Annotated in this window: 25 protein-coding genes and 3 pseudogenes; 12 read left to right on the top strand and 16 right to left on the bottom strand. The window is 51.6% G+C overall.

The features are described from left to right. Nucleotides 1-8: 8 nt before the first annotated feature. Nucleotides 9-698, top strand: a complete 690-nt coding sequence (locus CG67_RS03830) for a DUF2931 family protein (RefSeq protein WP_025901667.1) — start codon at nt 9-11, stop codon at nt 696-698. Nucleotides 699-943: 245 nt separating this feature from the next. On the opposite strand, the gene CG67_RS03825 is transcribed toward CG67_RS03830, so the two are convergent. The 5 genes from CG67_RS03825 to CG67_RS03805 all read right to left on the bottom strand — a co-directional run bounded on the left by CG67_RS03825 (nt 944) and on the right by CG67_RS03805 (nt 6,635). Beyond that, nucleotides 944-2,731: an ABC transporter permease subunit gene (locus CG67_RS03825; protein WP_025901666.1), complete on the bottom strand. Its 1,788-nt coding sequence runs from the start codon at nt 2,729-2,731 to the stop codon at nt 944-946. A 15-nt stretch (nt 2,732-2,746) separates the two neighbouring features. After that, nucleotides 2,747-4,273 carry an ABC transporter substrate-binding protein gene (locus tag CG67_RS03820; protein WP_025901665.1) on the bottom strand — a complete coding sequence of 509 codons (1,527 nt, stop codon included), beginning with the start codon at nt 4,271-4,273 and terminating at the stop codon, nt 2,747-2,749. Continuing rightward, on the bottom strand, nt 4,260-5,168 hold the full coding sequence (locus CG67_RS03815) for an ABC transporter ATP-binding protein (RefSeq protein ID WP_025901664.1): 909 nt from the start codon (nt 5,166-5,168) through the stop codon (nt 4,260-4,262). The genes CG67_RS03820 and CG67_RS03815 overlap by 14 nt, the downstream gene beginning before the upstream one ends. Next, nucleotides 5,165-5,974, bottom strand: a complete 810-nt coding sequence (locus CG67_RS03810; protein WP_084764907.1) for an ABC transporter ATP-binding protein — start codon at nt 5,972-5,974, stop codon at nt 5,165-5,167. The genes CG67_RS03815 and CG67_RS03810 overlap by 4 nt, the downstream gene beginning before the upstream one ends. Before the next feature lie 268 nt (nt 5,975-6,242). Continuing rightward, the gene (locus CG67_RS03805) at nt 6,243-6,635 is read right to left on the bottom strand and encodes a VOC family protein (RefSeq protein ID WP_025901662.1); all 393 of its coding nucleotides are present in this window, start codon (nt 6,633-6,635) and stop codon (nt 6,243-6,245) included. 651 nt (nt 6,636-7,286) lie between these two features. On the opposite strand from CG67_RS03805, the gene CG67_RS03800 reads away from it, so the two are divergent. After that, nucleotides 7,287-8,540, top strand: coding sequence for an MFS transporter (locus tag CG67_RS03800; RefSeq protein WP_025901661.1), 1,254 nt, complete (start codon nt 7,287-7,289; stop codon nt 8,538-8,540). A gap of 38 nt (nt 8,541-8,578) precedes the next feature. Here the strand turns inward: CG67_RS03800 and CG67_RS03795 are convergent, their stop codons facing one another. Continuing rightward, a complete protein-coding gene (locus CG67_RS03795; RefSeq protein WP_025901660.1) occupies nt 8,579-9,499 on the bottom strand; it encodes an AraC family transcriptional regulator in 921 nt (306 codons plus the stop codon). A gap of 102 nt (nt 9,500-9,601) precedes the next feature. On the opposite strand from CG67_RS03795, the gene CG67_RS03790 reads away from it, so the two are divergent. From CG67_RS03790 to CG67_RS03775, 4 genes and pseudogenes are all read left to right on the top strand, one after another. Next, entirely contained in the window at nt 9,602-10,432 is an 831-nt protein-coding gene (locus CG67_RS03790; protein ID WP_025901659.1) for an oxidoreductase, read from the top strand. A gap of 225 nt (nt 10,433-10,657) precedes the next feature. Beyond that, nucleotides 10,658-10,807, top strand: a pseudogene (locus tag CG67_RS18730) (glutathione transferase); the annotation flags it as partial. Nucleotides 10,808-10,929: 122 nt separating this feature from the next. After that, complete coding sequence (locus CG67_RS03780) at nt 10,930-11,379, top strand: GNAT family N-acetyltransferase (RefSeq protein ID WP_025901658.1); 450 nt, start codon at nt 10,930-10,932, stop codon at nt 11,377-11,379. Between the two features lie 110 nt (nt 11,380-11,489). Beyond that, a pseudogene (locus CG67_RS03775) lies at nt 11,490-12,020 on the top strand (recombinase family protein); the annotation flags it as partial. A gap of 5 nt (nt 12,021-12,025) precedes the next feature. On the opposite strand, the gene CG67_RS03770 reads toward CG67_RS03775, so the two are convergent. The 6 genes from CG67_RS03770 to CG67_RS03745 all read right to left on the bottom strand — a co-directional run bounded on the left by CG67_RS03770 (nt 12,026) and on the right by CG67_RS03745 (nt 15,988). Beyond that, the gene (locus CG67_RS03770) at nt 12,026-12,232 is read right to left on the bottom strand and encodes a DUF6500 family protein (RefSeq protein ID WP_025901656.1); all 207 of its coding nucleotides are present in this window, start codon (nt 12,230-12,232) and stop codon (nt 12,026-12,028) included. A gap of 126 nt (nt 12,233-12,358) precedes the next feature. Beyond that, nucleotides 12,359-13,246: a DMT family transporter gene (locus CG67_RS03765; RefSeq protein ID WP_025901655.1), complete on the bottom strand. Its 888-nt coding sequence runs from the start codon at nt 13,244-13,246 to the stop codon at nt 12,359-12,361. Then, nucleotides 13,243-14,115: a DUF6024 family protein gene (locus CG67_RS03760; RefSeq protein ID WP_025901654.1), complete on the bottom strand. Its 873-nt coding sequence runs from the start codon at nt 14,113-14,115 to the stop codon at nt 13,243-13,245. The genes CG67_RS03765 and CG67_RS03760 overlap by 4 nt, the downstream gene beginning before the upstream one ends. Continuing rightward, nucleotides 14,112-14,501 carry an NUDIX domain-containing protein gene (locus tag CG67_RS03755; RefSeq protein ID WP_025901653.1) on the bottom strand — a complete coding sequence of 130 codons (390 nt, stop codon included), beginning with the start codon at nt 14,499-14,501 and terminating at the stop codon, nt 14,112-14,114. The genes CG67_RS03760 and CG67_RS03755 overlap by 4 nt, the downstream gene beginning before the upstream one ends. A gap of 259 nt (nt 14,502-14,760) precedes the next feature. Then, nucleotides 14,761-15,396 carry a hypothetical protein gene (locus tag CG67_RS03750; RefSeq protein WP_038024670.1) on the bottom strand — a complete coding sequence of 212 codons (636 nt, stop codon included), beginning with the start codon at nt 15,394-15,396 and terminating at the stop codon, nt 14,761-14,763. After that, nucleotides 15,386-15,988 (bottom strand): TIGR00730 family Rossman fold protein, encoded by a 603-nt coding sequence (locus CG67_RS03745; RefSeq protein WP_025901652.1) that lies wholly within the window; start codon nt 15,986-15,988, stop codon nt 15,386-15,388. Before CG67_RS03745 ends, CG67_RS03750 begins: the two co-directional genes overlap by 11 nt. 100 nt (nt 15,989-16,088) lie before the next feature. On the opposite strand from CG67_RS03745, the gene CG67_RS03740 reads away from it, so the two are divergent. Both CG67_RS03740 and CG67_RS18010 read left to right on the top strand, forming a co-directional pair. Continuing rightward, nucleotides 16,089-16,988, top strand: coding sequence for a LysR family transcriptional regulator (locus CG67_RS03740; protein ID WP_025901651.1), 900 nt, complete (start codon nt 16,089-16,091; stop codon nt 16,986-16,988). A gap of 57 nt (nt 16,989-17,045) precedes the next feature. Then, nucleotides 17,046-17,222 (top strand): annotated as a pseudogene (locus CG67_RS18010) (Tn3 family transposase); the annotation flags it as partial. A 110-nt stretch (nt 17,223-17,332) separates the two neighbouring features. On the opposite strand, the gene CG67_RS03735 reads toward CG67_RS18010, so the two are convergent. Next, nucleotides 17,333-18,268, bottom strand: coding sequence for a LysR family transcriptional regulator (locus CG67_RS03735; protein ID WP_025901650.1), 936 nt, complete (start codon nt 18,266-18,268; stop codon nt 17,333-17,335). 188 nt (nt 18,269-18,456) lie between these two features. On the opposite strand from CG67_RS03735, the gene CG67_RS03730 reads away from it, so the two are divergent. Further along, nucleotides 18,457-19,458: a zinc-binding alcohol dehydrogenase family protein gene (locus CG67_RS03730; protein ID WP_025901649.1), complete on the top strand. Its 1,002-nt coding sequence runs from the start codon at nt 18,457-18,459 to the stop codon at nt 19,456-19,458. 582 nt (nt 19,459-20,040) lie between these two features. Continuing rightward, nucleotides 20,041-20,655, top strand: a complete 615-nt coding sequence (locus CG67_RS03725) for an alpha/beta hydrolase (protein ID WP_025901648.1) — start codon at nt 20,041-20,043, stop codon at nt 20,653-20,655. 239 nt (nt 20,656-20,894) lie between these two features. On the opposite strand, the gene CG67_RS03720 is transcribed toward CG67_RS03725, so the two are convergent. Beyond that, on the bottom strand, nt 20,895-21,539 hold the full coding sequence (locus tag CG67_RS03720; RefSeq protein ID WP_025901647.1) for a LysE family translocator: 645 nt from the start codon (nt 21,537-21,539) through the stop codon (nt 20,895-20,897). A gap of 318 nt (nt 21,540-21,857) precedes the next feature. Here CG67_RS03720 and CG67_RS03715 point away from each other — a divergent pair, with 318 nt between their 5' ends. Beyond that, nucleotides 21,858-22,037: a hypothetical protein gene (locus CG67_RS03715; protein ID WP_025901646.1), complete on the top strand. Its 180-nt coding sequence runs from the start codon at nt 21,858-21,860 to the stop codon at nt 22,035-22,037. A gap of 91 nt (nt 22,038-22,128) precedes the next feature. Here the strand turns inward: CG67_RS03715 and CG67_RS03710 are convergent, their stop codons facing one another. Further along, entirely contained in the window at nt 22,129-22,719 is a 591-nt protein-coding gene (locus CG67_RS03710; RefSeq protein ID WP_025901645.1) for a malonic semialdehyde reductase, read from the bottom strand. Nucleotides 22,720-23,057: 338 nt separating this feature from the next. Beyond that, entirely contained in the window at nt 23,058-23,654 is a 597-nt protein-coding gene (locus tag CG67_RS03700) for a carbonic anhydrase (protein ID WP_025901643.1), read from the bottom strand. A 349-nt stretch (nt 23,655-24,003) separates the two neighbouring features. On the opposite strand from CG67_RS03700, the gene CG67_RS03695 reads away from it, so the two are divergent. Then, the coding region (locus CG67_RS03695; RefSeq protein ID WP_038024667.1) for a glutamine amidotransferase at nt 24,004-24,510 on the top strand (507 nt) is incomplete at its 3' end.

Genomic DNA, 24,510 nt, shown 5'->3' with positions numbered 1-24,510 from the left:
AGACAGGGATGAAGCGATTCGCGCTGATAGCGGGTGTTGTACTGGGGGGCATGGTGCTGGCAGGCTGCCATGACCGGCGGGCCGGGGTAAAGTCGCTGTTAGGTGACGGCGTGGAGCAATGGGGGCAGAAACTACCTTACGATCACTGGGAATTCAATTTTGTCTACCCCGTCAATCTGCCGGCGCTGGTAACGATGGTGTACCTGGAAGACGGAGATATCCGGGAAAGCATTCTCCGGCGACCCGACTCGGCCGAGCCGAGTCAGAGCAGCGTAGGGAGGTGGGGCCATAAGATGGGCGGTTTTTTAGCCTACGCTAATACCGGTAAAGCGTTACCGGTCAGGATGACGGTATGCTGGGACTCGGTGATCGATAAAAAGGAATATGAGACGGAGCTCTGGTTCAGCCGGGAGACATGGCAGCAGATGCTTACGGCCTATCCTGATACCTATCGTCCGGGAAAAACGTATTACCGGAACAGAATGATTATTGGTCTGCCTCCCGGAGGGAAAGTCAGAGTATGGTTGAAAGATAATCGTAATCCCTCCGTACTTCAGGCTCCCGCGCGGCAGTTCACTCTGACGGGGGATGATAGGCTGATCTGCAAAGGGATCACAAAGCATCCCAACGGATATGTGTATTACGGAAAGACACCCGACTTCATCAAAGGGAAAAGTTATCCGTATGGCGAGTGGTAGGACATAACGCGCCGGGCCGGGGTAAAGTCGCTGTCAGGGGGGCGGCGTGGAGCCAGCAGGCAGGTGGTTTTTTGGCCAAATAACCTCAGAAACCTGAGGTAATCCTGTCAGCGTTCCCGCGCCGGCATCATTCTGGTTGGAAAATATATACCATTATCTCTTAAAGACTCAGAGACTTTTATGGCAGAAAATGACTGAGGGCACCGTTTACGGTGCCTTAATGTGCACACTAACCGGGCGCTAACTCATTGCCTGCGAACGGGTTTCCGGGCGATAAATCCCGCCAGACTTACCCCCATTACTGATAAAACAGCCAGGGCGCTCGCCGGAGCCAGCACAACCCAATATGCGCGTTCAAGATAAGACATACCTTCTGCAAGCACTCTGCCCCATTCAGGCGCAGGGGGGGAAGCCCCCAGACCGAGGAATCCCAGTGAAGCTAATGCCAGTGCGATGCCGGGTAACCGTAACATTGCATGGCGGAAAAGAGGTCCGATAAGGGCAGGAAAAACATAAACAATATTTTGACGCAATCCGCCAACCCCTAAAACGGGCAACATACTGATGTACGATCTGGCCCGGATCTCTGATGCTAGTGCGGCAGTATGTGTCGCCAAAGGTGCCCAGCCGACAGCCGCTATCGCAATAGCCGCGCCCGCACTGCCGGTACCACTGACGGAGACGACAAGCAGGGCTGCAATAACAGGCGGTAATGCATTCGCAATCTCGGTCGGTCCGACAAATACACGCGGAAAAAGGCCTATCACTAAACCCGGAACCAGACAAACGAGCGAAACAATCAGTGCCAGAATGCAGGTATGCACCGTCCCGTGTGCAACTCTCGCCAGTAAATCGCGCCCCATGGCATCGGCACCGAACGGCAGTGAAGAGGAAGGTGGTGCCAGGCGCAGAAAATCAGACGCGTAGGGATCCCGGGGTAAGCCTGTCAGCAGAAGTACCGCCAGCGCGACGGCACAGACCACCGGCAGCACAATTAACCTCCGGCGGTGATTGTTTTCCGGTTCATTTGTGACCGGCAGAGATGACGTCAGTAATGCCCGACCCAGAATGAGGTATCTGATCCCCGTTGCCAGAATGCCGGATATAAATGCCATTATCAGCAGGAAGAGAATGCCGGTTTGCAGTGCGGGAAGATCCTGTGCAACAACCGCTCCAAGCGTGGCTCTGCCCAGCCCGGGGATGGCAAACACCTTCTCGACCGCCACGGCGCTCCCCGTGAGTGATACCAGAATAAGGCCGATGAGCGGCATTACCGTAGATAAGGTTCGCCTGAGTACCGCACAAAGAATATGCCAGCGCGAAATCCCGGAGACGATCCAGGTAATCACCCAGTTTTCGCTGAACGTCGCGGCTAACGCATCCGAAAATATCCGGCCCAGATATCCCCCCGCAGGGATCCCCATGGCCAGCGCGGGCAATACAGCATAGTGCATACCGTTCCAGCCATAAGGAGGAAACCACTCTAGCCAGACCGCGCCGACAACCAGTAAAAAGGAGGCCAGAAGAAAGTCGGGTAATGACGTCAATATGGATGCGAAGAGTCCTGTCGAACGGTATGGCCGGCCCTGAAGTCCGCGCCGGAACGTCGGCAGACAAATCATTGCTGCCAGCATCAGGGCCACCGCAGCAGACATCATCATCAGCGTCAGCGATACCTGGGCTGCCTGCACCATTCCGGGCAGTACCGGACGTCCCGAAATCCAGGAGTTCCCGGTATCGCCCTGCAGAAGACCACTAAGCCAGTTAATGAGCAAGCGGACAGGGCCCTGGTCAAGCCCCAGTGACTGACGGATCGCTGTCAGAGCTTCCGGCGTCGCTTCCTGTTCGGCAGAACGGGCACGCAGTAGTGCCATCGCCGGGTCGGTACCTGAAAGCCACGGTAGCATCCCGATCAGTACAATGATGCCTGTTAACGTCATAAGCCGCGACACTAACGCCATCAGTAAGCCATGTGGCAGGTAGCTCGCCCGTTGAATTCCGGCGCAGGTTCTGCAGTACAGCGATCTTCTCATCGTTAATAGCCTCAATTACAGCGCGATAGTATTCTGGTCGCCGGAGACTAACTGCGTCTTGCCGTCGATGAGCGTACGTTCGCGAGGGTCGCGTTGCACATTTTTCAGTACCGCGCTTTCCCCCTGAATAACCCGCTCATGCAGCATCGGAATGGCGGCATCACTGGCCAGGATAAGATTTTCGGCCTCCATAATGGCCTGGCGACGGGCCTCTCCGGCAGGTATTTCACCGGCTTTGATTAACGCAGCATCAATTTCAGGGCGGCATAACTGAGAAATATTGAATGAACCTTCGCAGGAAAAGTCGCTGTACATATAGGCGACCGGGTCACCGGAATCAAGGACGGTTTCCCTGGAAAGAATAAACGCATCGAACTTTCCAGCCAGCGCGTCCGCTTCAATCTGAGCATACTCACGAACCACTTGTTTCACGGTAAAGCCGGCAGCGGTGAGTTGTTGTGCGAGGTAGACCGCGACTTCCGGTAATTCCGGGCGATCGCTGAACGTTGCCAGCGTGAGGGTGGCTCCAGCGGGCTTACCCGCAACCATCGGGTCTGCAACCGGTTTACGCAGTTCAGCCGCCCAGGGTAACGCCGGGCCCAGCAGTCCCTGAGCAACATCGGCGTGTTTTTCATAGACATTATCGACAAGTTGCTGGCGGTTAACCGCGTTGCGTACCGCGGCACGCATCGCAGGATCTTTCATAACACCCCGTGCCGTGTTGAGATACAGTGTGTTGGTTCTTGGCATGGGCACTTCATGCACCAGTGACGGTTCCAGCAGCGGAGCCTGAGATACCGGGATCGCCTCAACGACATCCGCCGTGCCGGTACGTAATGCGGCCGCGCGCGCGGTCCCGTCCGGGACAAAACTGGCGTCAATCCCGCTTGCCTTCGCCTTTTCACTCCAGTAGCCCTCGAAACGGTCAAGTGATGCACTGCTGGTGCCATCCACGCGACGTAAAATAAACGGCCCTGTCCCGGTATTAACAGGATCCACCACGCCATTTTCTTTGTAGGCATTCAGAGACAGGATCGCCAGCTGAGGGCTGGAAAGACGTTGAGGCAGAAGGGCGTCTTTGGTCTCCGTTGTCACCAGTACTGTGTTATTCCCCTCTGCTTTCGCCGTGAGTTTGACACCATCCAGGATACGGGGTTTTGGTGTGGCGCTCGCCGCAACGTTCAGGGCATTTTCAACCACCTGTGCCGTCAGTCTACTGTCGTCATGAAACCTGACGTCCGGGCGCAGTTCAAAGCGCCAGGTTGTATCGTTCATTTGCTGCCATTTTATCGACAGTGCCGGCTGCGCTTCACCGGCACTATCGAGGACGACCAGCGTCTCTGCTGTGCCCCAGCGCGATAACTTGAACGCATCATCACTGAGCGGCGTCAGGCCGGAACGTGGTGGCTGAAGATGTGCCACTCTGATCCTGCCTTCGTTGCCACTGGCCGATTGATCCTGCGGTTCATTAAAACAGCCGGTAAGTAATAAGGTCGCTGACAAGAGTCCACAAACAGGCCGGAAGGTTTTACCCGTATTCATGTGTATCCTTATTGATATGCAGAGCCGTGGTATTGAAGCTACCGCCAGGTTTTGGTGTGTATTCATCCCTGTCCGCGGGAAGGACCGGAGAAAACAGACCCGGTACCGCGTTCAGGAGCTGGCACGTATGCGGATGATGTGGCAAATGCAGCATTTCCGGAGTTGGCCGATCCTCAATGATTTCACCCGCCTCCATGACCAGCGTTCTGTCACATAACCCGGCCAGCAAAGAAATATCATGGGAAACGACCAGCAGGCCCATGCGGTTCTCTTCAGTCATTCGCAAAAGCAACGATTTGATTTGTTCCCGCAGAGGAAGGTCAAGACCACTGACCGGCTCATCAGCCAGCAGGAAATCAGGCTTAATGATCAGCGCCCTTGCCAGCGCGACCCGCTGGGCCTGGCCCCCTGAAAGAGAGCCTGCATGCTTATCGAGGATCTTCGGGCTGAGCTCCACCTGTTCAAGAGATGCGGCAAGATCGGAAGACGCGTGACGGTGATGGCCTAAATGTCTCAGCGGCTCGTTGAGGATATCCCGGACGCGCATTGCCGGAGGCAACGTGCTGGCGGGTTCCTGGGGAAGGTACTGAACCTGCCGGCGATACCAGCGTAATGTGCGGGCCGGACCCGGCCTGACCCGCTTCCCGTTGCAATATACCGCTCCGCTATCGACCACATCGAGCGCCATGATAGCTCTGAGTAGCGTCGATTTTCCGCATCCCGAACACCCGAGAAGACCCACACGTTCATGCGGGTGCAACGTTAATGAAAAATCATCAAGAATAGCGTTTGCAGATGTGGCCTTCTGCCAGGGGAATGCGTGCCGGTTGCGGTAACGGGAAATCCTGTCGACCTCAATGAAAGCATGAGAGGCAGTCTGTAAAGTCGTGCTCATCCGGCGAGTGCCTCACCGGGATGTACCCTCAACACCCGTTCAGCCGCGCGTGCTGCCTGTACCAGTTTGCGGGTATACGGATGTTGCGGCGCATTCAGGAGCTGAGCCATTGTGCCACGTTCCACAATCTGCCCCTTTTCCATCACGATACCCCGCTCGCACAACTGAGTAGCCACGGCGATATCGTGAGTAATAAAGAGCAGAGCAGGGGGATCAACCAGGGCTGAACGGTGACTCAGTACCTGCAGAACGTGCTGCTGGTTGATCACATCCAGCGCCGTCGTCGGTTCATCAGCAATCAGTAAACGGTTATTTGCCATCAGAGCCATGGCGATGCAGATGCGCTGACGCTGTCCCCCGGAGAGCTCCGCAGGATAACGGGAGAGTAACTGCGGAATATCGCCCAGCTGTAGCGCATCCAGTAATGCTGGCAGCTTTGCGTTACACTCCGCGTTCAGCACCAACTTAAGCTGGGAACCCACGGGCATCAACGGATTCAGCGCGGCAGAAGAGTCCTGAAAGACGGCTGAAACCCGTGCGTGTTGAGGTCTTCGGGAAGGGTGAACTCCGCCGACACAGGTTCCGTTAATACGGATACTTCCCTGAAAGGTTAGTTCTGCTGACAGGATGCCGATGATAGCCTTTGCAGTCAGCGACTTACCCGAGCCGGATGAACCAATGATACATACGCGTTCGCCCCCGTACAGGCAAAAACTGCATTCGTTGACCAGCACATCATGACCGCTGGAGACTTTGACGTTTTTGACGTCAAGAACGGGAATCGAATCCGGGGAACGGTTATTCATCAAAAACCCTGGGTTATGTTTTGTTATGTAATAACATAACACTACGGCGCACCTTATTGCAAATAGTGACTTGCTGTAAGTTTTTGTATATATCGGGTCTCCGGTGAGTCACTCAGTACGGTTATAGTGGGGGCCATTGAACCGACAGACAGGCAGAGTCAGCGGTGAAAGGAAGGGAGCCGGGCTGGGTGACCCAGGGAAGGGCCACCGTTAATCACAGACAGTAAACCCTGAATCCCTGGCAGGATGCTGCGCAGAGACCGGTAAATCACTCCGCACAATAAAACTCGATACGTATCCCGCCGGGTTCATAGCACATCATATGCATTGATGGCCCTTCACCACAGAGTGTGGGTTCAAATTCTATTTCGATATTATTTTCTTTTAATCGCGCATAAACCCGCAACAGTTCCTCCCTGCTGTTAACCTTTAAGGCCAGGTGATGCAATCCGATATTTGTTTTGCGGTTAAAGTTAACGGGCGCTTCAGTCTGCGTTTTCCACAGCGTAATCATTATCTGCTTATCTTTTACAAAGATGGCCGGATAATCGTCGAGTCTTTTCACTACCTCCCAGCCAAGCAGGCGGGTGAAAAACTCAGCGCTTTCTTCGGGGTTTGATACCGTTAAACCAATGTGATGTACGCCGGTGGTCAATGTCATGACTATTACTCTCCTTCAGAGGCTGATTCAGCGAATCATCACTATGGGCTAAACCCTTTTTACTCTGCAACAGAAAATAGTGCCCGCATGGAAAAACGTATCAGGTAACAACTGCGCGGGCAGATCTTTATGTGCATGGTGCAGACTTTTTCCCGGATCCTCGCCGGGAGTGATAACCGGCTGACTGATGCAGATAACGTTATCTCGCCGGTATCAGTTACCGCCTGATACCGGTATTCGCCGGTTTCAACAGAAACACCGGCGGTTAAATGATTAGCCTGACGTTATCGGCTGGCAGCAATATTTTTTCCGCAACCCGCAACCCGCAATCCGCAACCCACAGGCGAGTCACCCGGGCTGGCACCGGAGAGATTTTCGGCGTACAGACGTTCAGAGGGGGGGTAAGTCTCCCCGTCAGCCCCTCCCCGGTAGCGGACTACTGTTTATAACAGCAGTAATCACCGAATTGTATTCACGACTCAATGGCTTCCCGTACATTGCTCTTCCATCAGTGATCTTTACCTTATTATCGTGTGAATCAAACCGGGCACTCATATTTATATTGCGGGTGATGGGGAATAATCTTATTAATATTGAGTGAGTTAATTGTGACCGCACTCTGACAAATTAAAATTATAAAAAGGATAGATTATGACAACCAGTTCTGCTGCTGAAGAGGGGCCCGCCCCTGGATTATTCCGTACGCTGAAAACGTTTCCGGTAGCTGTTCACTCGCTGCTCTTTTTTACGCTGGTGATCCGTTTCAGTTATTTTATGGCCTGGCCGTTTATCGCCGTCATCATGACACGGAATTATCATATGTCGCCGATCGCCATCGGCCTGGCAATGACCAGCAGCGCAGTGTTTTCGGCGGTGCTCGGTATGTATGGTGGACATATTTCGGACCGGCTCGGGCGGCGGGTTATCCTGATGCTGGGCTGCGGGTTTTCTGCGCTGGGATATATCCTTCTTGCGCAGGCAACCGGCATCATACTGTTTATCATCGGCCTGATGATCATAGGTGTTTCCTTTGCATGGGTCGATCCCCCGTTGCGTGCACTGATGAGTGATTTACTGGGAGATCGTCGTCGCCGTGCACTTGCTCTGCAACTGCGCTATTACCTTATCAACATCGCGGCGGTATTTGGTCCGCTGGTCGGGATAGCCTTTGGGCTGACCTCTCAGAAAGGGACATTCCTGATCACCGGGCTGTCGTATGTTCCGTTTTTCGTCTATGTGCTGTTGTTTATTCCTGCGGGTAAATTACAGAAGGACCCACAGCAGGGCAGCGACGTGACGATTAAAATCCACACCGTCACCGGGATTATTGCCAGGGATAAAATCTACATTGCGGCGCTGCTATGCAGTATTCTGTGCAGTATCGTTTTTATGCACTACGAAGCCATACTGCCACAGTATATCCTGCGGTTTAACAGTAATGCCGCGGTCAGGCTGATCACCCTGATACTGGTCACAAACGCCTGTACGGTGCTGTTTTTCCAGACCTTTATGACGCGATTTCTGACAAATGTTCCGCTGCCAAAACGTATTCTTTTGGGCGGGGCCATATTTGCGGTGTCACAACTTTGTTTCTTTTGTGTACGTACGCCGGATATCTGGCCCTGGCTGATGGTGACCGCGGTGTTCAGTGTCGGAGAAGCGATCCTGATGCCGAATCTGAACATTTTGCTCGATCAACTGGCGCCTGCAGAATATCGGGGGGCTTATCTTGGCGCGTCAATGCTGTCGACACTAGGGATTGCTGCCGGGCCATTAATCGGCGGGGTCATGCTGGCGTTAACCGGTGCAGGGGTCTTTATCTGTACGATGCTGCTCAGTCTGTTATTGTGCGCGATTATTTACGTTTGCAGGGTCAGTATGCTGGCGCGGCTGCAGGAGCCCTGAGCACAGGGAGTATCAGGCAGGGGAGATCAACCTCTGCCTTAATGCGAAGAAACAAATATCGATGCTGGTTGCTCAGGCGGCACGGCGAAGTGCTGCTTCATGCGTTTAATCTCCTTTGCCGGGGGCAGACCAAACAAGCGTTTGAACTCACGATTAAATTGTGACGGACTTTCATAGCCGACCGCATAACTTGCGGCCGCGGCCGTGATTTTCTGACGCACCATCAGCATCCGGGCCTGGTGAAGCCGGACCGATTTCACATACTGCATCGGCGGCATTTGGGTGATGGCTTTGAAGTGACTGTGAAACGTCGGCACACTCATCCCGGCATCCAGCGCCAGTTGAGTGAGAGTCAGCGCCCCGGCGTAGGACGTGTGGATCTGCTGCAGCACTTTACCGATTTTACCGAATTGCCCCTGCAGGGTCAGTGCGGCACGCATGGCATTGCCCTGTGCCCCGGTCAGCACCCGGAAATAGAGTTCCCGCACCCGGCCCGGCCCGAGGATCGCCGCTTCAGCAGGATTGTTCAGCACCTCCAGTAAACGCTGAACGGCAGTGTTTACCGTTGCGTCCATCGGGCTTGATATCATGCTTTGCGGTGCGGCGGCGGCAGGGTATGCGCCATGCTGTTGAATCTGCAATATCAGTTCAGCGGCCAGCTGAAAATCCAGATGCATATACATTGCCAGTAACGGATGTTCTGCAGATGCCCGGGTTTCCATCTCAAACGGGACCGGCACCGAAACCGCCAGGTAGTGCAGTTCATCATACACATAGGTCTGTCGGCCAAAATAGCCGCGTTTACTGCCCTGACAGACAATCACTATCCCCGGGTCGTAGAGCACCGGTGTTTTTGAAAGAGGGCGGTCGGCACGTAAAATTCGTACGTCAGGTAACGCCGTGAGGTTATAACCCTCCAGCGGCGCGAGAGCTTTAGCAAGGGGAATGATGCCGGACATGACAGTCCCTCATAAAATCAGGCAAGAAAAAGAGAAGATACGGTCTGATAATCTCGCAGAACGCAGAATATCCTGCAACCTGTACTGTTCATGGGGGGCATTATGACAATTGCAAAAACGATTTTAATTACCGGCGTCAGCAGTGGCTTTGGGCGGGCACTGGCACAGGAAGCCCTTGCGGCAGGCCATCGGGTCATTGGCACCGTGCGCAGCCAGCAGGCACTGGAGGCTTTCGAAGCACAGCATACACACGCCTACGGCAGGCTGCTGGACATCACAGATTTCGGGCGTATTGATGAGGTGGTGGCGGAGGTGGAATCTGCCATCGGTCCGGTGGATGTGCTGGTCAATAATGCCGGTTACGGTCATGAAGGCATCATGGAAGAATCTTCGCTCGCTGAGATGCGCCACCAGTTTGACGTTAATGTGTTCGGTGCCGTGGCGATGATCAAAGCCGTACTGGCAGGCATGCGCCAGCGACGCCGCGGTCATATTATCAATATCACTTCAATGGGCAGCTTTATTACCATGCCCGGGATCAGCTTCTACTGCGGCAGTAAATTTGCTCTGGAAGGGATCTCAGAGACCTTAAGCAAAGAACTTGCGCCGTTCAACATCCATGTGACGGCGGTCGCGCCAGGCTCGTTCCGTACCGACTGGGCAGGCCGATCGATGGTACGCAGTGCCCGCAGACTCCCGGACTATGACGCGTCATTTGATCCTATTCGTCAGGCACGTGAGGAAAAAAGCGGTAAGCAGTTGGGCGACCCTGTGAAAGCGGCGCATGCCATACTGACATTAATCGACAGCCAGACGCCGCCTACGCATCTGTTATTAGGCAGTGATGCCCTAAGCTTAGTTCGTCAGAAACTGGCGGCATTAGGCCAGGAAATCGATGACTGGGAATCACTGACCCGCTCGACCGATTATTGAACAGTCTGGCAGATAAACGGCCCCTGACCCGGGGGAAGCTGGGGGTACTAAAGGGTTACCCCGGCAGGAGGCTGATACGGTTGCCGTTCGCTGCTTTCTGGCGTGCGGCCCGGACAGAAGGAGTGGCGATAAGGTGTGTGACTCTGCGGAATGACACACCTTACCCCTCTGTTTTAGCCTACACTCTGAATTTACAAACAGAGCTATCGCCATCACAGGGAACGCGTAACCGAGTGGAAGATAAATAAGAGTGAAGGAAAGTCCGTCTATTTTTTGGACCCTGACGGGCACAAGCTCGAAATCCACGATGGTGATCTGAAAAGCCGTCTGAGTGCCTGCCTGGCTGAACCGTATGAAGGTATGGAGTTTTATTAATTTGCAGTGATCTGTAGGCTATCACTGAAGAAAATCAGGCTGGAAAGCCGTGGCACCTGTTATCTGTGATGCTTATAAGAACAAATATCAATTACTCCCGGAGTTGAGTGAGGACCCGCGTAATGGCTGTAAAATATCAGAAAGTGGATCCGCAAATGGATCTGTTTGAGGTCTATAAAGAGCATATGCAGCCTTTTATACAGGACCTTTTTGGCTGGGATGAACAATTTCAGAAGCAGGGGTTTAGCCGTGCTCTCCGGCGTGAAGACTTTCGCTGGGTTATCATTGATGACGTAAAAGCAGGCATCATTCACCGGCAGGCAGAAAACGAAAACATAAAAATTTCGCTGTTAGTTATCTTCAGGCAATTTCAGAGGAGGGGGTATGGTTACCGGTTAATGACCTCTTTAATTGACAGTACCGGGGCCGGAAAAACACTGAGCTGGAACTGCTTAAAAAATAATACTCCAGCCCTGGCTTTGTACGACAAAATTGAAGCTACAGAGCGCACAGAAACTGACTATTTTTACTGTTACAGATATCAGAGTCCCCGCCTGGTACGCTCTCAGTGAGCCGGGCCTCGCTTCCCCGCCCGTCGCAGGGGCGGGGAAGGGCTAAGAGAACACAGTAAACGTCCGGATTATCCGTGTGGGTACCGGGCATAGAAATCGGACAGGGAACGGACGATATCAGCGGGACAAAACTTGACAGCCCGGAGCTGGGACGCTTGCTAATGGACAGTCACCGTAATGATATTTTGCTGGTTGAGCAGATAGACCGTCTGACCCGCCTGAGCAACACCGACTGGATGACGCTGAAAAAGCAGATCGAACAACACGAACTGCGAATTGTCAGCCTGGATGTCCCCACTTCATGGCAGGCGCTGTCAGAAAAAGAGCCCTCACAGGCTGATCCGATCACCCGCGCTGTGATAACCGCCATCAATAACATGCTTATCGATCTGATGGCCGCGATGTCGCACAAAGACTGGCTAAGCCGCCGACAGAGGCAAAAACAGGGAATTGAACGAGCGCATAATTTAGGGAAATATCGGGGGAAACAGGCGGATCAGGAGCGGCACCAGAAAGTGCTCTACTACCGCCAGGTGAAAAAGCTAAGTATCCGTGAAACAGCCGATGCTACGGGCTACAGTCCCTCTCAAATATGTCGAATTCAGGCACTGCACCGAGAAAGCCGATCAAAAGCGGGGTGACAGATCTATACGAGAGATATGATTTTTCTGGCTTTCTCAAAATGGTCCAGTTTCATTTCCATGATCCACCATTGGGCTACTTCCATGAGTAATTCCGGGTCATCATTCTTGTTGGCAAAGAAAGCATAAAATGACACGCCAACATCATCCCCTTTCGCCGCAATCTTAGCTTCACATACTTTCACAATCTTCGCTCGGATACTGGGTCTCATTACCTTCCCTGATGATTGCTGATGGCACATGCTATCTATCACACACAGGTGAATGGGTAGGAGAGGTTAAAATTAGTCTTAACGTGCAATATTTTCCGTTCCCCAAACTGAGCCCTTAATAACTCATCAATTTCCCCTCTTCAACATCCATAAAGAATACACACTGTTCAAAAGGAGAGCTATAAATATTACCGCCCCACCTATCAATGCAGACAATCTTGGAGTTTCACCAAAAGTAAGATAAATCCACAGTGGCCCCAGAATTGTCTCCAGTAGAAGAAATAATCCCAGATGTGATGACGGAATAAATCGCGATGCCTTTGCAATCAGGCTTAAAGCTAGAAAGACCACCACAGAACCTTCAAAAATAACCAACAATAGAGTCCGGGGTGGTAACAGGACCGTAATATCAAATCTGACATACAAAATGAGCGCAGCAATAATCGCCCCCACAGAAGGCGAGAGGGAAAGATCATTCTGACTACTTCTTCCTACAACAAACGCTGCCGCCATCGAAATAGCAGTCAGAAGAGCAGTAAGGTCTCCAATTGATGGAGAGAACGATAATTGCTTGCCGGTTCCAGAGATAACAATAAATACGCCAGTCAGGGAAATAATAAAAGCCAGGCTGGTTACTCTATTAACGGACTCTCGCAGAAAAATCCAACCCAATATTCCAGCCCATAATGGTGCTGTGCTGATGATAAACAGCATATTAGCAATCGAAGTCATCATGGCCGACATAGGAAAAAGCACCGACGACAATCCGTAGAAAAATGCAGACAACAACATGTCTCGACCAAACAAGCTTTCTCGATCAGGGACCTGCCGATAACGGCAGTATCGATAGATAATAAGACAGAGTACAGGCAGTGACAGTGCGATAGCACGCCAGAAAGCAATATCTGTGGCGGGCAGGTTAATTATTCTCAATAACACCGTGTCAAAACTTAAAACAAAACCTCCGATCGAAGCAAAAATATACCCACGGCCATTAGTCGTATCTTTATTCACAATTTACTCCTGAGGACATTGATGAGAAGAGAGGCGCATTCCTTTGGGGGTGAATCCAGTGTTCCCGGAATATAACAACTTATCCGCCAATGGTTAGCATCCAACATTTTCAAACTAAAATTATTCACAAGGTATTCTGGTAGTAGGTGTCCAGAACTAGTTTTGACGACCAGAAAAGGTGTTTGCGAATACAGTTGTGTTACAGGTTCAAAGCCGAGCATAGTCAGGCTCTCTGCCTGCGCAGGCGTGAGACTGAACATGGCAATATTGAACAGTAACGGTTTGGTTGTAAGACGTTCCAGCAATGCCTGTAATACAACATTATTCACCGTCCCTGATTCAGCGATCTGCGCAGTTTTTCGCACCGTTTCGTATTCATATCGCTTTCTGACACAGAGCACACCGACCCCAGTCAGCAAGGCCAAATGTTTATGCAGCGGAAAGAAAACCACATCGGCAGAAAATGCCTCTGAATGATGGCAAACCACTCCAATTGACTGAGCCGCATCCACAACGACAGCTTTTTGATGAATACAAGCTACATTGCCGCTATCAGGGCTAATGTGTGTGATAAGCGGTACAGATTGCCCGTAAGATGGCTGGGGTAACATCCGGTAAGGATGATAGCATCCAGCTTCAATGGATAGCGTCCTACTCTGGGCACTCAGCCCGTGCAATACTGTCAGTAAACAATGTGTAGAGTTGGACAGGAGGAAAATATCTTCGTGAGGAATTGACAGCGCCATCCTGAGTCGTTTTTTTATTTCATTTCTGCAATGCCCGAGCGCCCGGAAATAATGTGTACAGTACGAGCTATCAGAAGGAAATAATGAAGCATTGATAGCTGAATCATCAAGCTCGCTATTCATTCAATTAGATTTCCGGCTTTCAACGCAGGAATAACCGCGTCACGGAAGATGCTTCCGACATGTAAGTTGTCGATATCTTCGAATGACACCCAACGTAGTTCTTCGATCTCTGATGATGGAACGGGCTCACCATTGACCTCGACCAGATAGGATACAATTTTTATTGGTTCCTGCTCAAAAGCAGACACAGAATAATCGGTACGGAACCTAACGGCGTTATGCAAAGTAACGCCAATTTCTTCATGAATCTCTCTGCGGAGACAATCTTCGGCGGCCTCACCAAAATCAGGTTTTCCACCAGGAGAGATAAAAATGTTTGTTTCTTTCTTTCTGACCAACAAAATCTTGCCATTTCTAATAATAATGGCAGCAAATTTAATAATCATAATAGAATTTCTCGTATCAAAAAACATTAAATGACTGCGTATAGCCACACTAGACACTGACTTCATTTGCATAAGACTGAAGGTGTAATTAATCGAGAGGTTAAGAACAATAGTTTTAATTAACTGTGGATCGAAATCTATTAATTACCAGTAACTAAAACCGCATTACACACAGCCATTCAAACCTTTATATGTGCGCAAGCACATTTATCTATTTAATAAATCACGCAGCAACGCCACAAATCCCACCAGTCAAAAACTAAATAATATCTCTGCACTTTTCCTCTTTGCGCTTCAGGTAATTCATAATTACATCATCTGATGCCGGAGTGAAACTATCCGCAAATACGGATAATCCCTCTAGAGATTTAGTGGAAATTCCTGCCTGGAGCAGGCGGTATTTGACTTCATCCTGAGATTTTGCGAACTGATAGATAGGGCTATGATATTCAATCCCATAGGATTTTATAAAGTCGACAAAATATTCTTTGGCAACAAGGCGCTGCTCAGGGAATTCTTTCTGATAATGGGTAATCCCATCGTTGATAACAGAAATGCCATTGCGTTTGCAATAGTCAATAATATGCGCGTGGATGGCGATTTTTTCACCCAATAATACCAGGTTTTTTCGATCTTCGAGAATATCTGATTCCAACGTTTCAATTGCCAGCGAGCGAAAAGTGCCACTGATATCTTCAATGTGGCGGCAAACCACAAGCTGACCAAACCTGTTCCGCAACTCCTCAACGCGATGTGAGAGGATCCCTCGATGTAATGAACACCCGCTACTGGCTGTGTAGAGATGTACAGGGATTCCTTGAAGCATCAGATGGACGGCCACCAGGGTGCTGTCACGCCCCCCTGCAAACATGACCAGTTGTTCATTATTGGTCATTTTTGTTCCTCTCTAGTTTATCTAGTACATCATCGGCTGAATCAGTAATAAAAATGTTATCCAGGTCTGTTGCAGAAATTAACCCTGAATCTCGGAGTTCCCTAAGCCATGCGATTCCATTTCGCCAGAATTCAGAACCAAGCAGGAATACTGGTTTACGGCTCATTTTCCCTGTCTGTATGAGTGTCAGCATTTCAAACAATTCATCTAGAGTCCCAAATCCTCCCGGCATAGCAATAAAAGCATCACAGTATTGCGCAAATGCCAGTTTGCGAGTCATAAAATACTTAAAATCAAGAGATAGTTTTTTCTGAGGGAGAATGTCACTTTCAAAAGGTAAACGTATATTAAGAGCAATTGATTTCATTCCCGCAATTTGAGAACCTTCTATTGCAGCTTTCATGATACCAGGCCCGCCACCTGTGATGACCTGATAACCATGCTCGACCAACCTCCGAGCTACTTCTTTTGCCTGCTGGTAGTAATTATCGCTTTCCTTGATTCTGGCACTACCAAACACCCCAACTGCATTAACTATATTATGTTTAAATGCAGCAATATTTTCAATTTCAGTAGAAATGGCCTCTATCATTGATCCCCCAGATTGATTCTGGGGGTAATTATCTATACTTGATAAATAAACGCAAGCTAGTTATACTTGACGCTATGTTTAGTAAATCTATACGAACAAAATGAAACAAATTCCCCCATTAAATTCACTGAAGATATTTTTTTGGACATCGCAATGTAGTAGTTTTTCTCAGGCAGCAAGTGATAATCATCTAACAAAAGGAGCTATTAGCCTACAAATAAAACAGCTTGAAGATTGGTTGGGTGTGAAATTATTTATTCGGTCACGTGACGGTGTTGAATTAACCAGACATGGTATTGAATTAAAGAAAACCTGTGAAATAGTCTTTTCATTACTTGAAGATCAGGTTCAGACTCTCAAGAAAAACACAAAAGCAGTGACAAAGATAAACATTGGTTGCTCTGGGAGTTTACTTCGCCACCTCTTCCTACAAAATCAAAAAAGAATCAGTGCGGAATTTCCTGAATATCAATTAGTGTATAACACGACGACAACTATAGATTCATTATTCAATAACACGACCGATGTTTATCTCTCACGTGGCATCCCTGCTTTAACTGAAGGGTTAAAAGAAGTCATGTTATTCAGAGATGAAATTGGCCTTGTGGCATCAAGAAACTATCTGGAACGCCATGCTCAGGGTATCACAGTTTGCCATGCCCTGAGCCGAGAAAGTGCCTGGGATGAATGGTGTAGAACTTCTTGTCAAATGCAAATGCTACCCGTAGTTGATGAACTGCGCTTTGAAAGTCTTTCTCTTGCGCTCGATGCCGCCCGGTTTGGCCTGGGGGTTGTCGTGGCGCCCTGGTTTCTGGCTGAACCGGAGATCCGTCAGGGTAATCTGTTCGCTCCGTTTGGGTTTGTAGAATGTGGAACCGGTACCCGCCTTTATCACCGGGATGACGTATCAGACGCAATCCTGCAATTCATTGACAAATTTCAGTCTACAGTTACTGGACTTAAAAAGGCTCCGCATAATGACTTGAACGTACTTCGTTAACGAAGCGCCCTTATTAAGTCACACACCTCCCTGAGCCACTCTCATGTAGGTAACCAGTTGAAAAAGAAGGGACTACCACTCAATGGTCAATTTCTGTCACACCTGTCCCCACTGGGCTGGGAACATATTAATCTGACAGGAGACTATATCTGGCGAACCAACAAAAAACTGGCAGAAGGGAAGTATCGTCATTTGCGGCCAGTTGATGTCAGTCAGTACAAAAAACAACCTTAACGTACAATATTTTCCGTTTCCCAAACGGAGCCCGAAAAGGATCCCCCGGTGACGGTTAATCAACAGACCTTAGGTAAGGATCGTTGGAAGATTAAGGTAATTTAATGATGTCAGGGGGCAGAAGCCCGCTTCAGCGCCTCCGGCAGTCTGCCGGTGATTTCCTGCAGATGGCGGCTCAGTTCGCTGCGTAATAAGCGGATGGCCGGTGAAAATTCTTTACGGTGCGGACAAATCAGATACAGCGGGGCGGGCTCTCCCCGGGTACCGGTAAGCAGCAGCTTAAGTCGTCCGGCAACCACGTCTTCACTGACATCAATCCACGACTTATAGGCGATACCGTGACCCGCTACCGCCCAGCGCCGCACCACATCGGCATCATCACATAGCCACTGACTGGTCAGCGCGATGCGCTGCATGCCTCCGGCCTGCGGAAATGCCCACTTATCATAAATATGGCCATTGAGGCTATAGAGCAGGCACGTGTGCTGAGCCAGTTGTTCAGGGGAGCGGGGCTGACCGCAGCGCGCCAGATAATCCGGCGAGGCCACCAGTACCCGGCGATTCTCTTCTGCCAGGGGTTGTGCGATGTACTGACGATTATCCGGAATACCGTAACGGATGGCGATATCGACCGGGTCGCGGAAAATATCACTCATATGGTCTGACAGGGATAACTGTAATGTCAGTTCGTTGTGTTCGCGGCAAAAATCACTGATCCAGGGCAACAGCAGGTTGCGGCCGCAATCTGAAGGCAGTGCAATACGCAGGGTGCCGCGTATTTCGTTGTCACGGTGATGCAGGATCTCTTCACCTGCCTGCATGACTGACAGAATTTCCTGCGCATAAGGCAGATATTTTTCCCCTTCCGCACTCAGCCGTAAGCTGCGGGTGGAACGTGCAAACAGCCGGGTATTGAGCCGGGTTTCCAGCCGCTGGATAGCCGCACTGACCTGGCCCGGTAAGATGCCAGCCTCACGTGCCGCGCGGGAGAAACTCCCCAGTGCAGCCACGCGCAGAAATAACCCGAGATCTTCAGGGCGAACCATTATTGCCTCCGTTACCGTGCCATGCTGACGGGCCAGATTGTCCCGTTTTCCGGCAGTAATCGTATCTTTTTTCACAAAAATAGTGAAAGTCTTACTCTGCAAAAGCACTGTTTCCGCTGCCGGCCGTCGGCTAGTCTGGTGACAGACAGCAGAGACTGTGACCCGAAGCCAACCCGAGGAGTGTGCAAATGAAAGCTATCGTTTATCAGCAGGCAGGTTTACCGCTAACCGACCCGAAATCGCTGTATGACACTGAACTGGAAAAACCGCAGCCTTCAGGTCATGACCTGCTGGTGAAAATTAAGGCCATCTCGGTAAACCCTATCGATACTAAAGTACGTCAGAGTGATAACCCGTCCTCACCCAAAGTTCTTGGCTGGGATGCCTGCGGTGTGGTGGAAGCCGTAGGTGACAGTGTCACATTATTCAGGCCGGGGGATGAAGTCTTCTATGCGGGGTCGTTAATCCGCCCGGGCACTTATGCAGAGTATCATCTGGTGGATGAACGTATTACCGGTCGCAAACCGGCCACCCTGAGTGCCGCAGAAGCCGCCGCACTTCCGCTGACCTCCCTGACCGCGTGGGAATTACTCTTTGACCGCTTACAGGTCGGAGGGGGCCAGGGGAAAAGCCTGTTGATCGTCGGTGCAGGCGGGGGGGTGGGCTCCATTCTGACACAACTGGCCAGCCGGCTGACCGGCCTGACGGTGATCGGCACCGCCTCACGCCCGGAAACACAGCAGTGGGTTGAATCCCTCGGTGCCGATCATGTTATCGACCACCGTCAGCCGTTCAGTGAACAACTGGCGGCGAAAGGTATCCGTTCTGTCGATTATGTGGCCAGCCTGACTCATACCGACGATTATTATGACCAGCTGATTGAGATAATGACCCCGCAGGGGCGGCTGGGATTAATTGATGACCCAAAAGCGCTGGATGCCATCCCGTTGAAACGTAAAGCGATTTCCCTGCACTGGGAACTGATGTTTACCCGTTCGCTGTATACGACGGAAGATATGAGCCGTCAGCATGAGATCCTGAATGATATTGCGTCTCTGATTGATAACGGGACATTGCGGACCACCCTGGATGAACATGCGGGTAAAATTACTGCCGCCAGCCTGCGCGAAGCGCATCGCAGGATAGAAACCGGACGTTCACGCGGTAAAATTGTGCTGGAAGGATTCTGATGCTGCCACGCCCGTGGCTCTGACCGCGGGCGCTCCGCCGCAAAATAACGGTGTTCAGCTTTAACCCCCAAGGCAGTCCTGCCTCTCTGACCGGAAGGCAGGCTGGATCGCTATGGCCGGGTGGAAACACGTTAAATCTATGACTGTCCCGGTCAGTGGAATCAACCCTTGCACGAACCACAATCACAGACTTTCCACAGCCGTTTCCCCGGAGGACAGGGCAAAGATCCTCTTCGCCGATGCCTGCCGGATAACATTCACTTAAGTTTTTGCTACACTGGCGGATACGGCACAATCATTCCTGGTGAAAGGCGCTTGCCGCCGCCGGCACCGCGACCCAAAACGGTGTTCCGCATTTTCGTGCGGGTCACCGCGAGCCGGGCATCTGAAATGCGCATCGTTGCATCATCTGTATACTTCCCGGATGCCCGTTCTCCGCGTCCGGTCTTACGGAGGGCCGGAGATCTGTCGTCCGGTGCGGCAAAACAGCGACAGCGCGATTATTCGAAGACACGCTTAACCCGGCGGGCAGTGTGCCAGCCGTGTCTGGCTGACCCGGCCCGGGATTGTAAGAGGACAACTATGAGTAAGAAAATTATAATTCTGTTACACGGAGTAGGCAGTAATGGTGCGGATCTGCAGGGGTTAGGTGATTTCTGGGCAGAGACGTTTCCGGAACTGATCTGTATTGCACCGGATGCTCCTTTTCCGTGTGACATGGGTTCCGGTTATCAGTGGTTCAGCGTAAACGGGGTGACGGAAGAAAACCGCCCGGCGCGGATCGCGGAAGCCAGAGCCGGATTCGACGCCACTCTGCAGGAAATATTCCGTCAGTACAAGATTACGTCTGAGGATGAAGTGCTGCTGACCGGCTTCTCGCAGGGCAGTATTATGTCTCTGGACGCTCTGGCAAGGGCGGCATTGCCGCTGGCCGGCGTTATCGCGTTTTCAGGGCGTCTCGCCTCTCCGCCGCCCCTGCATCCGGCCGCGGGTACTAAGGTGTTGTTGATCCACGGTCAGGACGACCAGGTGATCCCGTGGACCGAAAGCCGCCGGGCAGAGCAACAATTGGCGGCGGACGGCGTGGAGGTCACCTCGTTCTATCAGCCTGGTGTACCGCATACGATTTCTGCTGAGGGAGTCGCACAGGCGACAGACTTTATCCAGCACTGTTTCGACCTGCCGGATGATGAATAAGCGATAGTTCAGATCAGGAATGTTTCTGCATTCCTATGTTGTGCTGCGTGGATGTGCATCACTTGCGATGAAAAGACTGCCCCGCGTGCGGGAGGCGGGGGCAGGTCGGGGCAGTACCGCCAGCACGGACTGATACCCGTATCACTCCCTGTCGTGACACGCATTTTTGGTCGCGTAACAACAAGGGAATGCATGGCATTCCCTTGTTAACTTTCCGGCGTCTGCTGCCGGGGATGCCCTTAACGGCGGGTCAGCGCCAGACGGATCCCTAAACCGATAAATGCGGTCCCCACTATCCTGTCCATCATCCGCTGTAAACGCTGATTTCCCGCGAATTTATCAGAAGCCCCGCCTGCCAGCAGTGCGCAGGAGATATCGACCATAAAGGCGACCAGGGCATAGGTCATGCCGAGGATCAGGAAAGACGCGGTCTGATGCGCGCCATGCGGTGTGACAAACTGCGGGAAGAAAGAGATAAAGAAAAGTAATACTTTAGGGTTGGTCAGCGTGGTAATAAATCCCCTACATAGCAAACTCCCGGCAGCGATACCGGTCACCGGAGCGACGGCTTCTGCAGGGGATGAGGTCTGATTCCTGAAGGTCGACAGGATCATCTTTGCCCCGAGGAAGATCAGGTACAAAGCACCAAGGAATTTCACTATCGTAAACATTAGCGGCGAAGCGGCGATCACCGCGGTCAGTCCCAGAGTGCTGGCCAGCGCATGGGTACAGCTCCCCAGCGCAACGCCGCTGGCAGAAAGGCACCCGGCACGTCGGCCATTGACCACACTTTGTCCGATCACATAAGCCATATCCGGGCCGGGGGTGACTGACAGCAGAAAAACAGATAACACAAAAAAGCTATAGCTGGTGATATCGAACATTGTGTCCTCAGTAAAAGGAAAAGGGCCTGTACAGGATACTATCGCAGAAAGTTAACTAAATCTTAATTAACGTCACCGAAAATTTCTTACTGCTCAGGGTAAAACTGCCGATATTCAGGGAAAAATTACCGGCCCCCGGCAACAGCGTCACTGCGACGAGGTTCAGATTGTTATTCCGCCTCAGGTCGATCTGACGCTGTCCCCGGATACGTGCTTCGCTAATGCGATTTTTGTCCCTAATAGCGATAAATTTGATATTTCCCTTTAAGGGATTTTCAGGCTGAACTGTAGGTATCAGAACTCAGCGGGGAAAATATCATGGCATCCGGGTTATGGCAGCAGTTAAAACGACTCTCCGGTCTGGCAACGCGGAGTCCGTCGGCGGAAAGAGCAAGAGACAGTTCTCTGCTGCTCGAATCAATGATCCCGATTATGGGATTATACGGCATCGGTCCGGGGTATATTGACCCGGCATGGACAGATGATGAACAGAAGTAAACAGCAGCGGCTGTTGCGATTATCCTACTGGAATGAGCTGTGCGTATTGTTACAGGAAATCTCCCGGATCGCGGATCCGGGAGGTGTTTTATCAGGCAAAGCGGCAGGCGTCGTCGAAATCCAGACGTGGTAAGCGGCCATGCAGTTTCGAATCATCCCCGTAGCCAATATTGATCAGTAAATTGACCTGCCAGTCACTCCCGTGGAAGAAGACTTCGTTAATTTTCTCTGCATCAAACCCTGACATGGGACCGACATCCAGCCCCAGCGAGCGGGCAGCGACGACCAGATATCCGGCCTGTAAGCTGCTGTTACGGAAAGCGGTTTCCCGTGCCAGACTTTCACTGCCGGTGAACCAGCTGCGGGCGTCTGCATGCGGGAACAAGCCCGGCAACTTTTCATAGAAAGCCATATCAGAGGCCACGATCACGGTGACCGGGGCGGCCATCGTTTTTTCGATATTCCCGGAAGACAGGGCGGGTTTCAGTGCCTCTTTGCCGGCATCCGATTTCACAAAGACAAATCTGGCGGGTGAGCAGTTGGCCGACGTGGGGCCAAGGCGGGTGAGTTCATACAATCTTTGCAGAATATCATCAGTCACGGGCTTATCCTGCCAGTGACTGTGGGTACGTGCCTGATGGAACAGTGTATCAAGAGCCGATCGGTCAACCGGTGTACTCATCGCATTCTCCCTAAATGAACCGCTAATTTTCTCTACCTTAAACTGAGACCGCAAAAAAGGGAAATTATCCCGCAATGCCCCGGTAACCGCGCGCAGAGGATACGGCAACTGTGCTGCCAGCCTCAGGTATAAAAACCGCAGAGTATCCGACCGGGATGTTACCTGGTAATGACGGCGGTAATACGGATAACAGACGGGCTTTCAGGGTGCGCCGCCAGGCGCGGGTGCTTATCACCGGGCAGGAAAGGGGCTGGATAAGGTTGCCGGTAATACGAACGGCGCAGGGGCCGGTGTGAAAGGCGAATAAGGAGAGTGAATCGAGGGATACCCTTACCGGGTCACGGAATAGCTCCCGGGGACTGGCATCGGTTCGGAGGTAAACTGAGATCATACACCCAGCCGTGCAGGCGGATTTTGTTATTACGCAGTGCCACAGCGACTGACGGGTGAGTTTTAATATTATTCAGCTGTGCAATGACGTTTTCACGTACCATCGCACTGACTTTATGTTCTTCGTCCGGATATTCGTTATTATCTGCGACTGCTTTTGCCGCATCGGCATAACGCAGCCAGTGTTCGACGGCCGGCATGCTGTGCATATCCTGACATTTGGCAATAGCACCCATGGCACCGCAATTCGAATGACCACAGATAATGATATCGCGGACACCCAGTGCTACAACGGCATATTCAATGGTGGCAGACACACCGCCCGGTTCCGGACCGAACGACGGCACAATGTTGCCTGCATTACGAATGACAAATAACTGGCCAGGTTCCTGTTGGGTAACCAGTTCAGGAACCAGACGGCTGTCTGAGCAGGAGATGAACAGAGCTTTCGGATTCTGGCTGGATGCCAGGCTATGGAACAGTGCTTTACGCTCCGGATAAACTTCTTTCTGGAAGTTCAGAAACCCTTCAATAATTGTTTTCATAACACGCCCAAATAATAAAAATTCGGCCTAATCATAGAACGATTACCGGTAAGGGGAAAGTCCCCGCAGGAAAATGCCTCCTGAGGCGGTGAATAAATACCCGGTATTCAGAATACTACCGCCGGTACGGCCCTGCACGACGCGGATACAGGAGCCTGTCCGCTAAAACCTGTCTCGCCGGACGTGAAGGTTGCTATTTTCACTGCATAGTTCCGGCGAAATTAAGTGACGGTGTCACTTTTTTTGTTGATCATCGCTGAACACGGCGGCCCGGGTCGAAAGCCGGTTGTGATAATGGCGCTTTCCGGCTATTACTATTCGCAGGGTTAACCGTTACACAGGGAATTTTATGGCACAGTCAGCAGTGATCATTATTCAGACCGGGACACCCCCGGCTGCGATCCGTCAGCAGTACGGGGATTTACCGCAGTGGTTCAGTCAGGCCATTGGCCGGCCGTTATCTACCCTTCAGGTGGTACGGGTATTTGAAGGGGAAGCCTTGCCGGCACCGGATCCCGCGCGGCTGGCCGTGATCACCGGTTCCTGGGATATGGTGACGGATCGGCTGCCGTGGAGTGAGGCCACCGCAGAATGGATACGTCAGGCGATGGCCGCAGAGATGCCGCTGTTGGGTGTCTGTTACGGTCATCAGCTGATGGCTCATGCCCTGGGCGGCGAGGTGGGGTATCTTGACTGCATTCGCGAAACAGGATGTTTACCGGTCAGCCTGACTCCCTCTGCCGCGGCCGATCCTTTGCTGGAGAATTTACCCGCCACTTTCCCGGTGCATTTGACGCATATGCAGTCGGTGACACGGCTGCCAGCGGGGGCAGAGGTGCTTGGCCGGTCGGCTATC

Origin of the sequence: Tatumella sp. UCD-D_suzukii, from assembly GCF_000611875.2 — a bacterium.
Taxonomy (GTDB): Bacteria; Pseudomonadota; Gammaproteobacteria; order Enterobacterales; family Enterobacteriaceae; genus Tatumella; species Tatumella ptyseos.
Note: the sequence above shows the minus strand (reverse complement) of the source record. Positions and strands in the feature narration are given on the sequence as shown.

What these genes read in the sequence shown, in the direction of transcription:
- CG67_RS03725 (WP_025901648.1), top strand. Translation starts at nt 20,041, where the DNA reads ATGAGTAAGAAAATTATAATTCTGTTACACGGAGTAGGCAGTAATGGT.
- CG67_RS03815 (WP_025901664.1), bottom strand. Translation starts at nt 5,168, where the DNA reads ATGAGCACGACTTTACAGACTGCCTCTCATGCTTTCATTGAGGTCGAC.
- CG67_RS03750 (WP_038024670.1), bottom strand. Translation starts at nt 15,396, where the DNA reads ATGACCAATAATGAACAACTGGTCATGTTTGCAGGGGGGCGTGACAGC.
- CG67_RS03780 (WP_025901658.1), top strand. Translation starts at nt 10,930, where the DNA reads ATGGCTGTAAAATATCAGAAAGTGGATCCGCAAATGGATCTGTTTGAG.
- CG67_RS03830 (WP_025901667.1), top strand. Translation starts at nt 9, where the DNA reads ATGAAGCGATTCGCGCTGATAGCGGGTGTTGTACTGGGGGGCATGGTG.
- CG67_RS03755 (WP_025901653.1), bottom strand. Translation starts at nt 14,501, where the DNA reads ATGATTATTAAATTTGCTGCCATTATTATTAGAAATGGCAAGATTTTG.
- CG67_RS03825 (WP_025901666.1), bottom strand. Translation starts at nt 2,731, where the DNA reads ATGAGAAGATCGCTGTACTGCAGAACCTGCGCCGGAATTCAACGGGCG.
- CG67_RS03800 (WP_025901661.1), top strand. Translation starts at nt 7,287, where the DNA reads ATGACAACCAGTTCTGCTGCTGAAGAGGGGCCCGCCCCTGGATTATTC.
- CG67_RS03820 (WP_025901665.1), bottom strand. Translation starts at nt 4,273, where the DNA reads ATGAATACGGGTAAAACCTTCCGGCCTGTTTGTGGACTCTTGTCAGCG.
- CG67_RS03735 (WP_025901650.1), bottom strand. Translation starts at nt 18,268, where the DNA reads ATGGTTCGCCCTGAAGATCTCGGGTTATTTCTGCGCGTGGCTGCACTG.
- CG67_RS03745 (WP_025901652.1), bottom strand. Translation starts at nt 15,988, where the DNA reads ATGATAGAGGCCATTTCTACTGAAATTGAAAATATTGCTGCATTTAAA.
- CG67_RS03795 (WP_025901660.1), bottom strand. Translation starts at nt 9,499, where the DNA reads ATGTCCGGCATCATTCCCCTTGCTAAAGCTCTCGCGCCGCTGGAGGGT.
- CG67_RS03715 (WP_025901646.1), top strand. Translation starts at nt 21,858, where the DNA reads ATGGCATCCGGGTTATGGCAGCAGTTAAAACGACTCTCCGGTCTGGCA.
- CG67_RS03730 (WP_025901649.1), top strand. Translation starts at nt 18,457, where the DNA reads ATGAAAGCTATCGTTTATCAGCAGGCAGGTTTACCGCTAACCGACCCG.
- CG67_RS03720 (WP_025901647.1), bottom strand. Translation starts at nt 21,539, where the DNA reads ATGTTCGATATCACCAGCTATAGCTTTTTTGTGTTATCTGTTTTTCTG.
- CG67_RS03805 (WP_025901662.1), bottom strand. Translation starts at nt 6,635, where the DNA reads ATGACATTGACCACCGGCGTACATCACATTGGTTTAACGGTATCAAAC.
- CG67_RS03710 (WP_025901645.1), bottom strand. Translation starts at nt 22,719, where the DNA reads ATGAGTACACCGGTTGACCGATCGGCTCTTGATACACTGTTCCATCAG.
- CG67_RS03760 (WP_025901654.1), bottom strand. Translation starts at nt 14,115, where the DNA reads ATGAATAGCGAGCTTGATGATTCAGCTATCAATGCTTCATTATTTCCT.
- CG67_RS03810 (WP_084764907.1), bottom strand. Translation starts at nt 5,974, where the DNA reads ATGAATAACCGTTCCCCGGATTCGATTCCCGTTCTTGACGTCAAAAAC.
- CG67_RS03770 (WP_025901656.1), bottom strand. Translation starts at nt 12,232, where the DNA reads ATGAGACCCAGTATCCGAGCGAAGATTGTGAAAGTATGTGAAGCTAAG.
- CG67_RS03790 (WP_025901659.1), top strand. Translation starts at nt 9,602, where the DNA reads ATGACAATTGCAAAAACGATTTTAATTACCGGCGTCAGCAGTGGCTTT.
- CG67_RS03740 (WP_025901651.1), top strand. Translation starts at nt 16,089, where the DNA reads ATGAAACAAATTCCCCCATTAAATTCACTGAAGATATTTTTTTGGACA.
- CG67_RS03700 (WP_025901643.1), bottom strand. Translation starts at nt 23,654, where the DNA reads ATGAAAACAATTATTGAAGGGTTTCTGAACTTCCAGAAAGAAGTTTAT.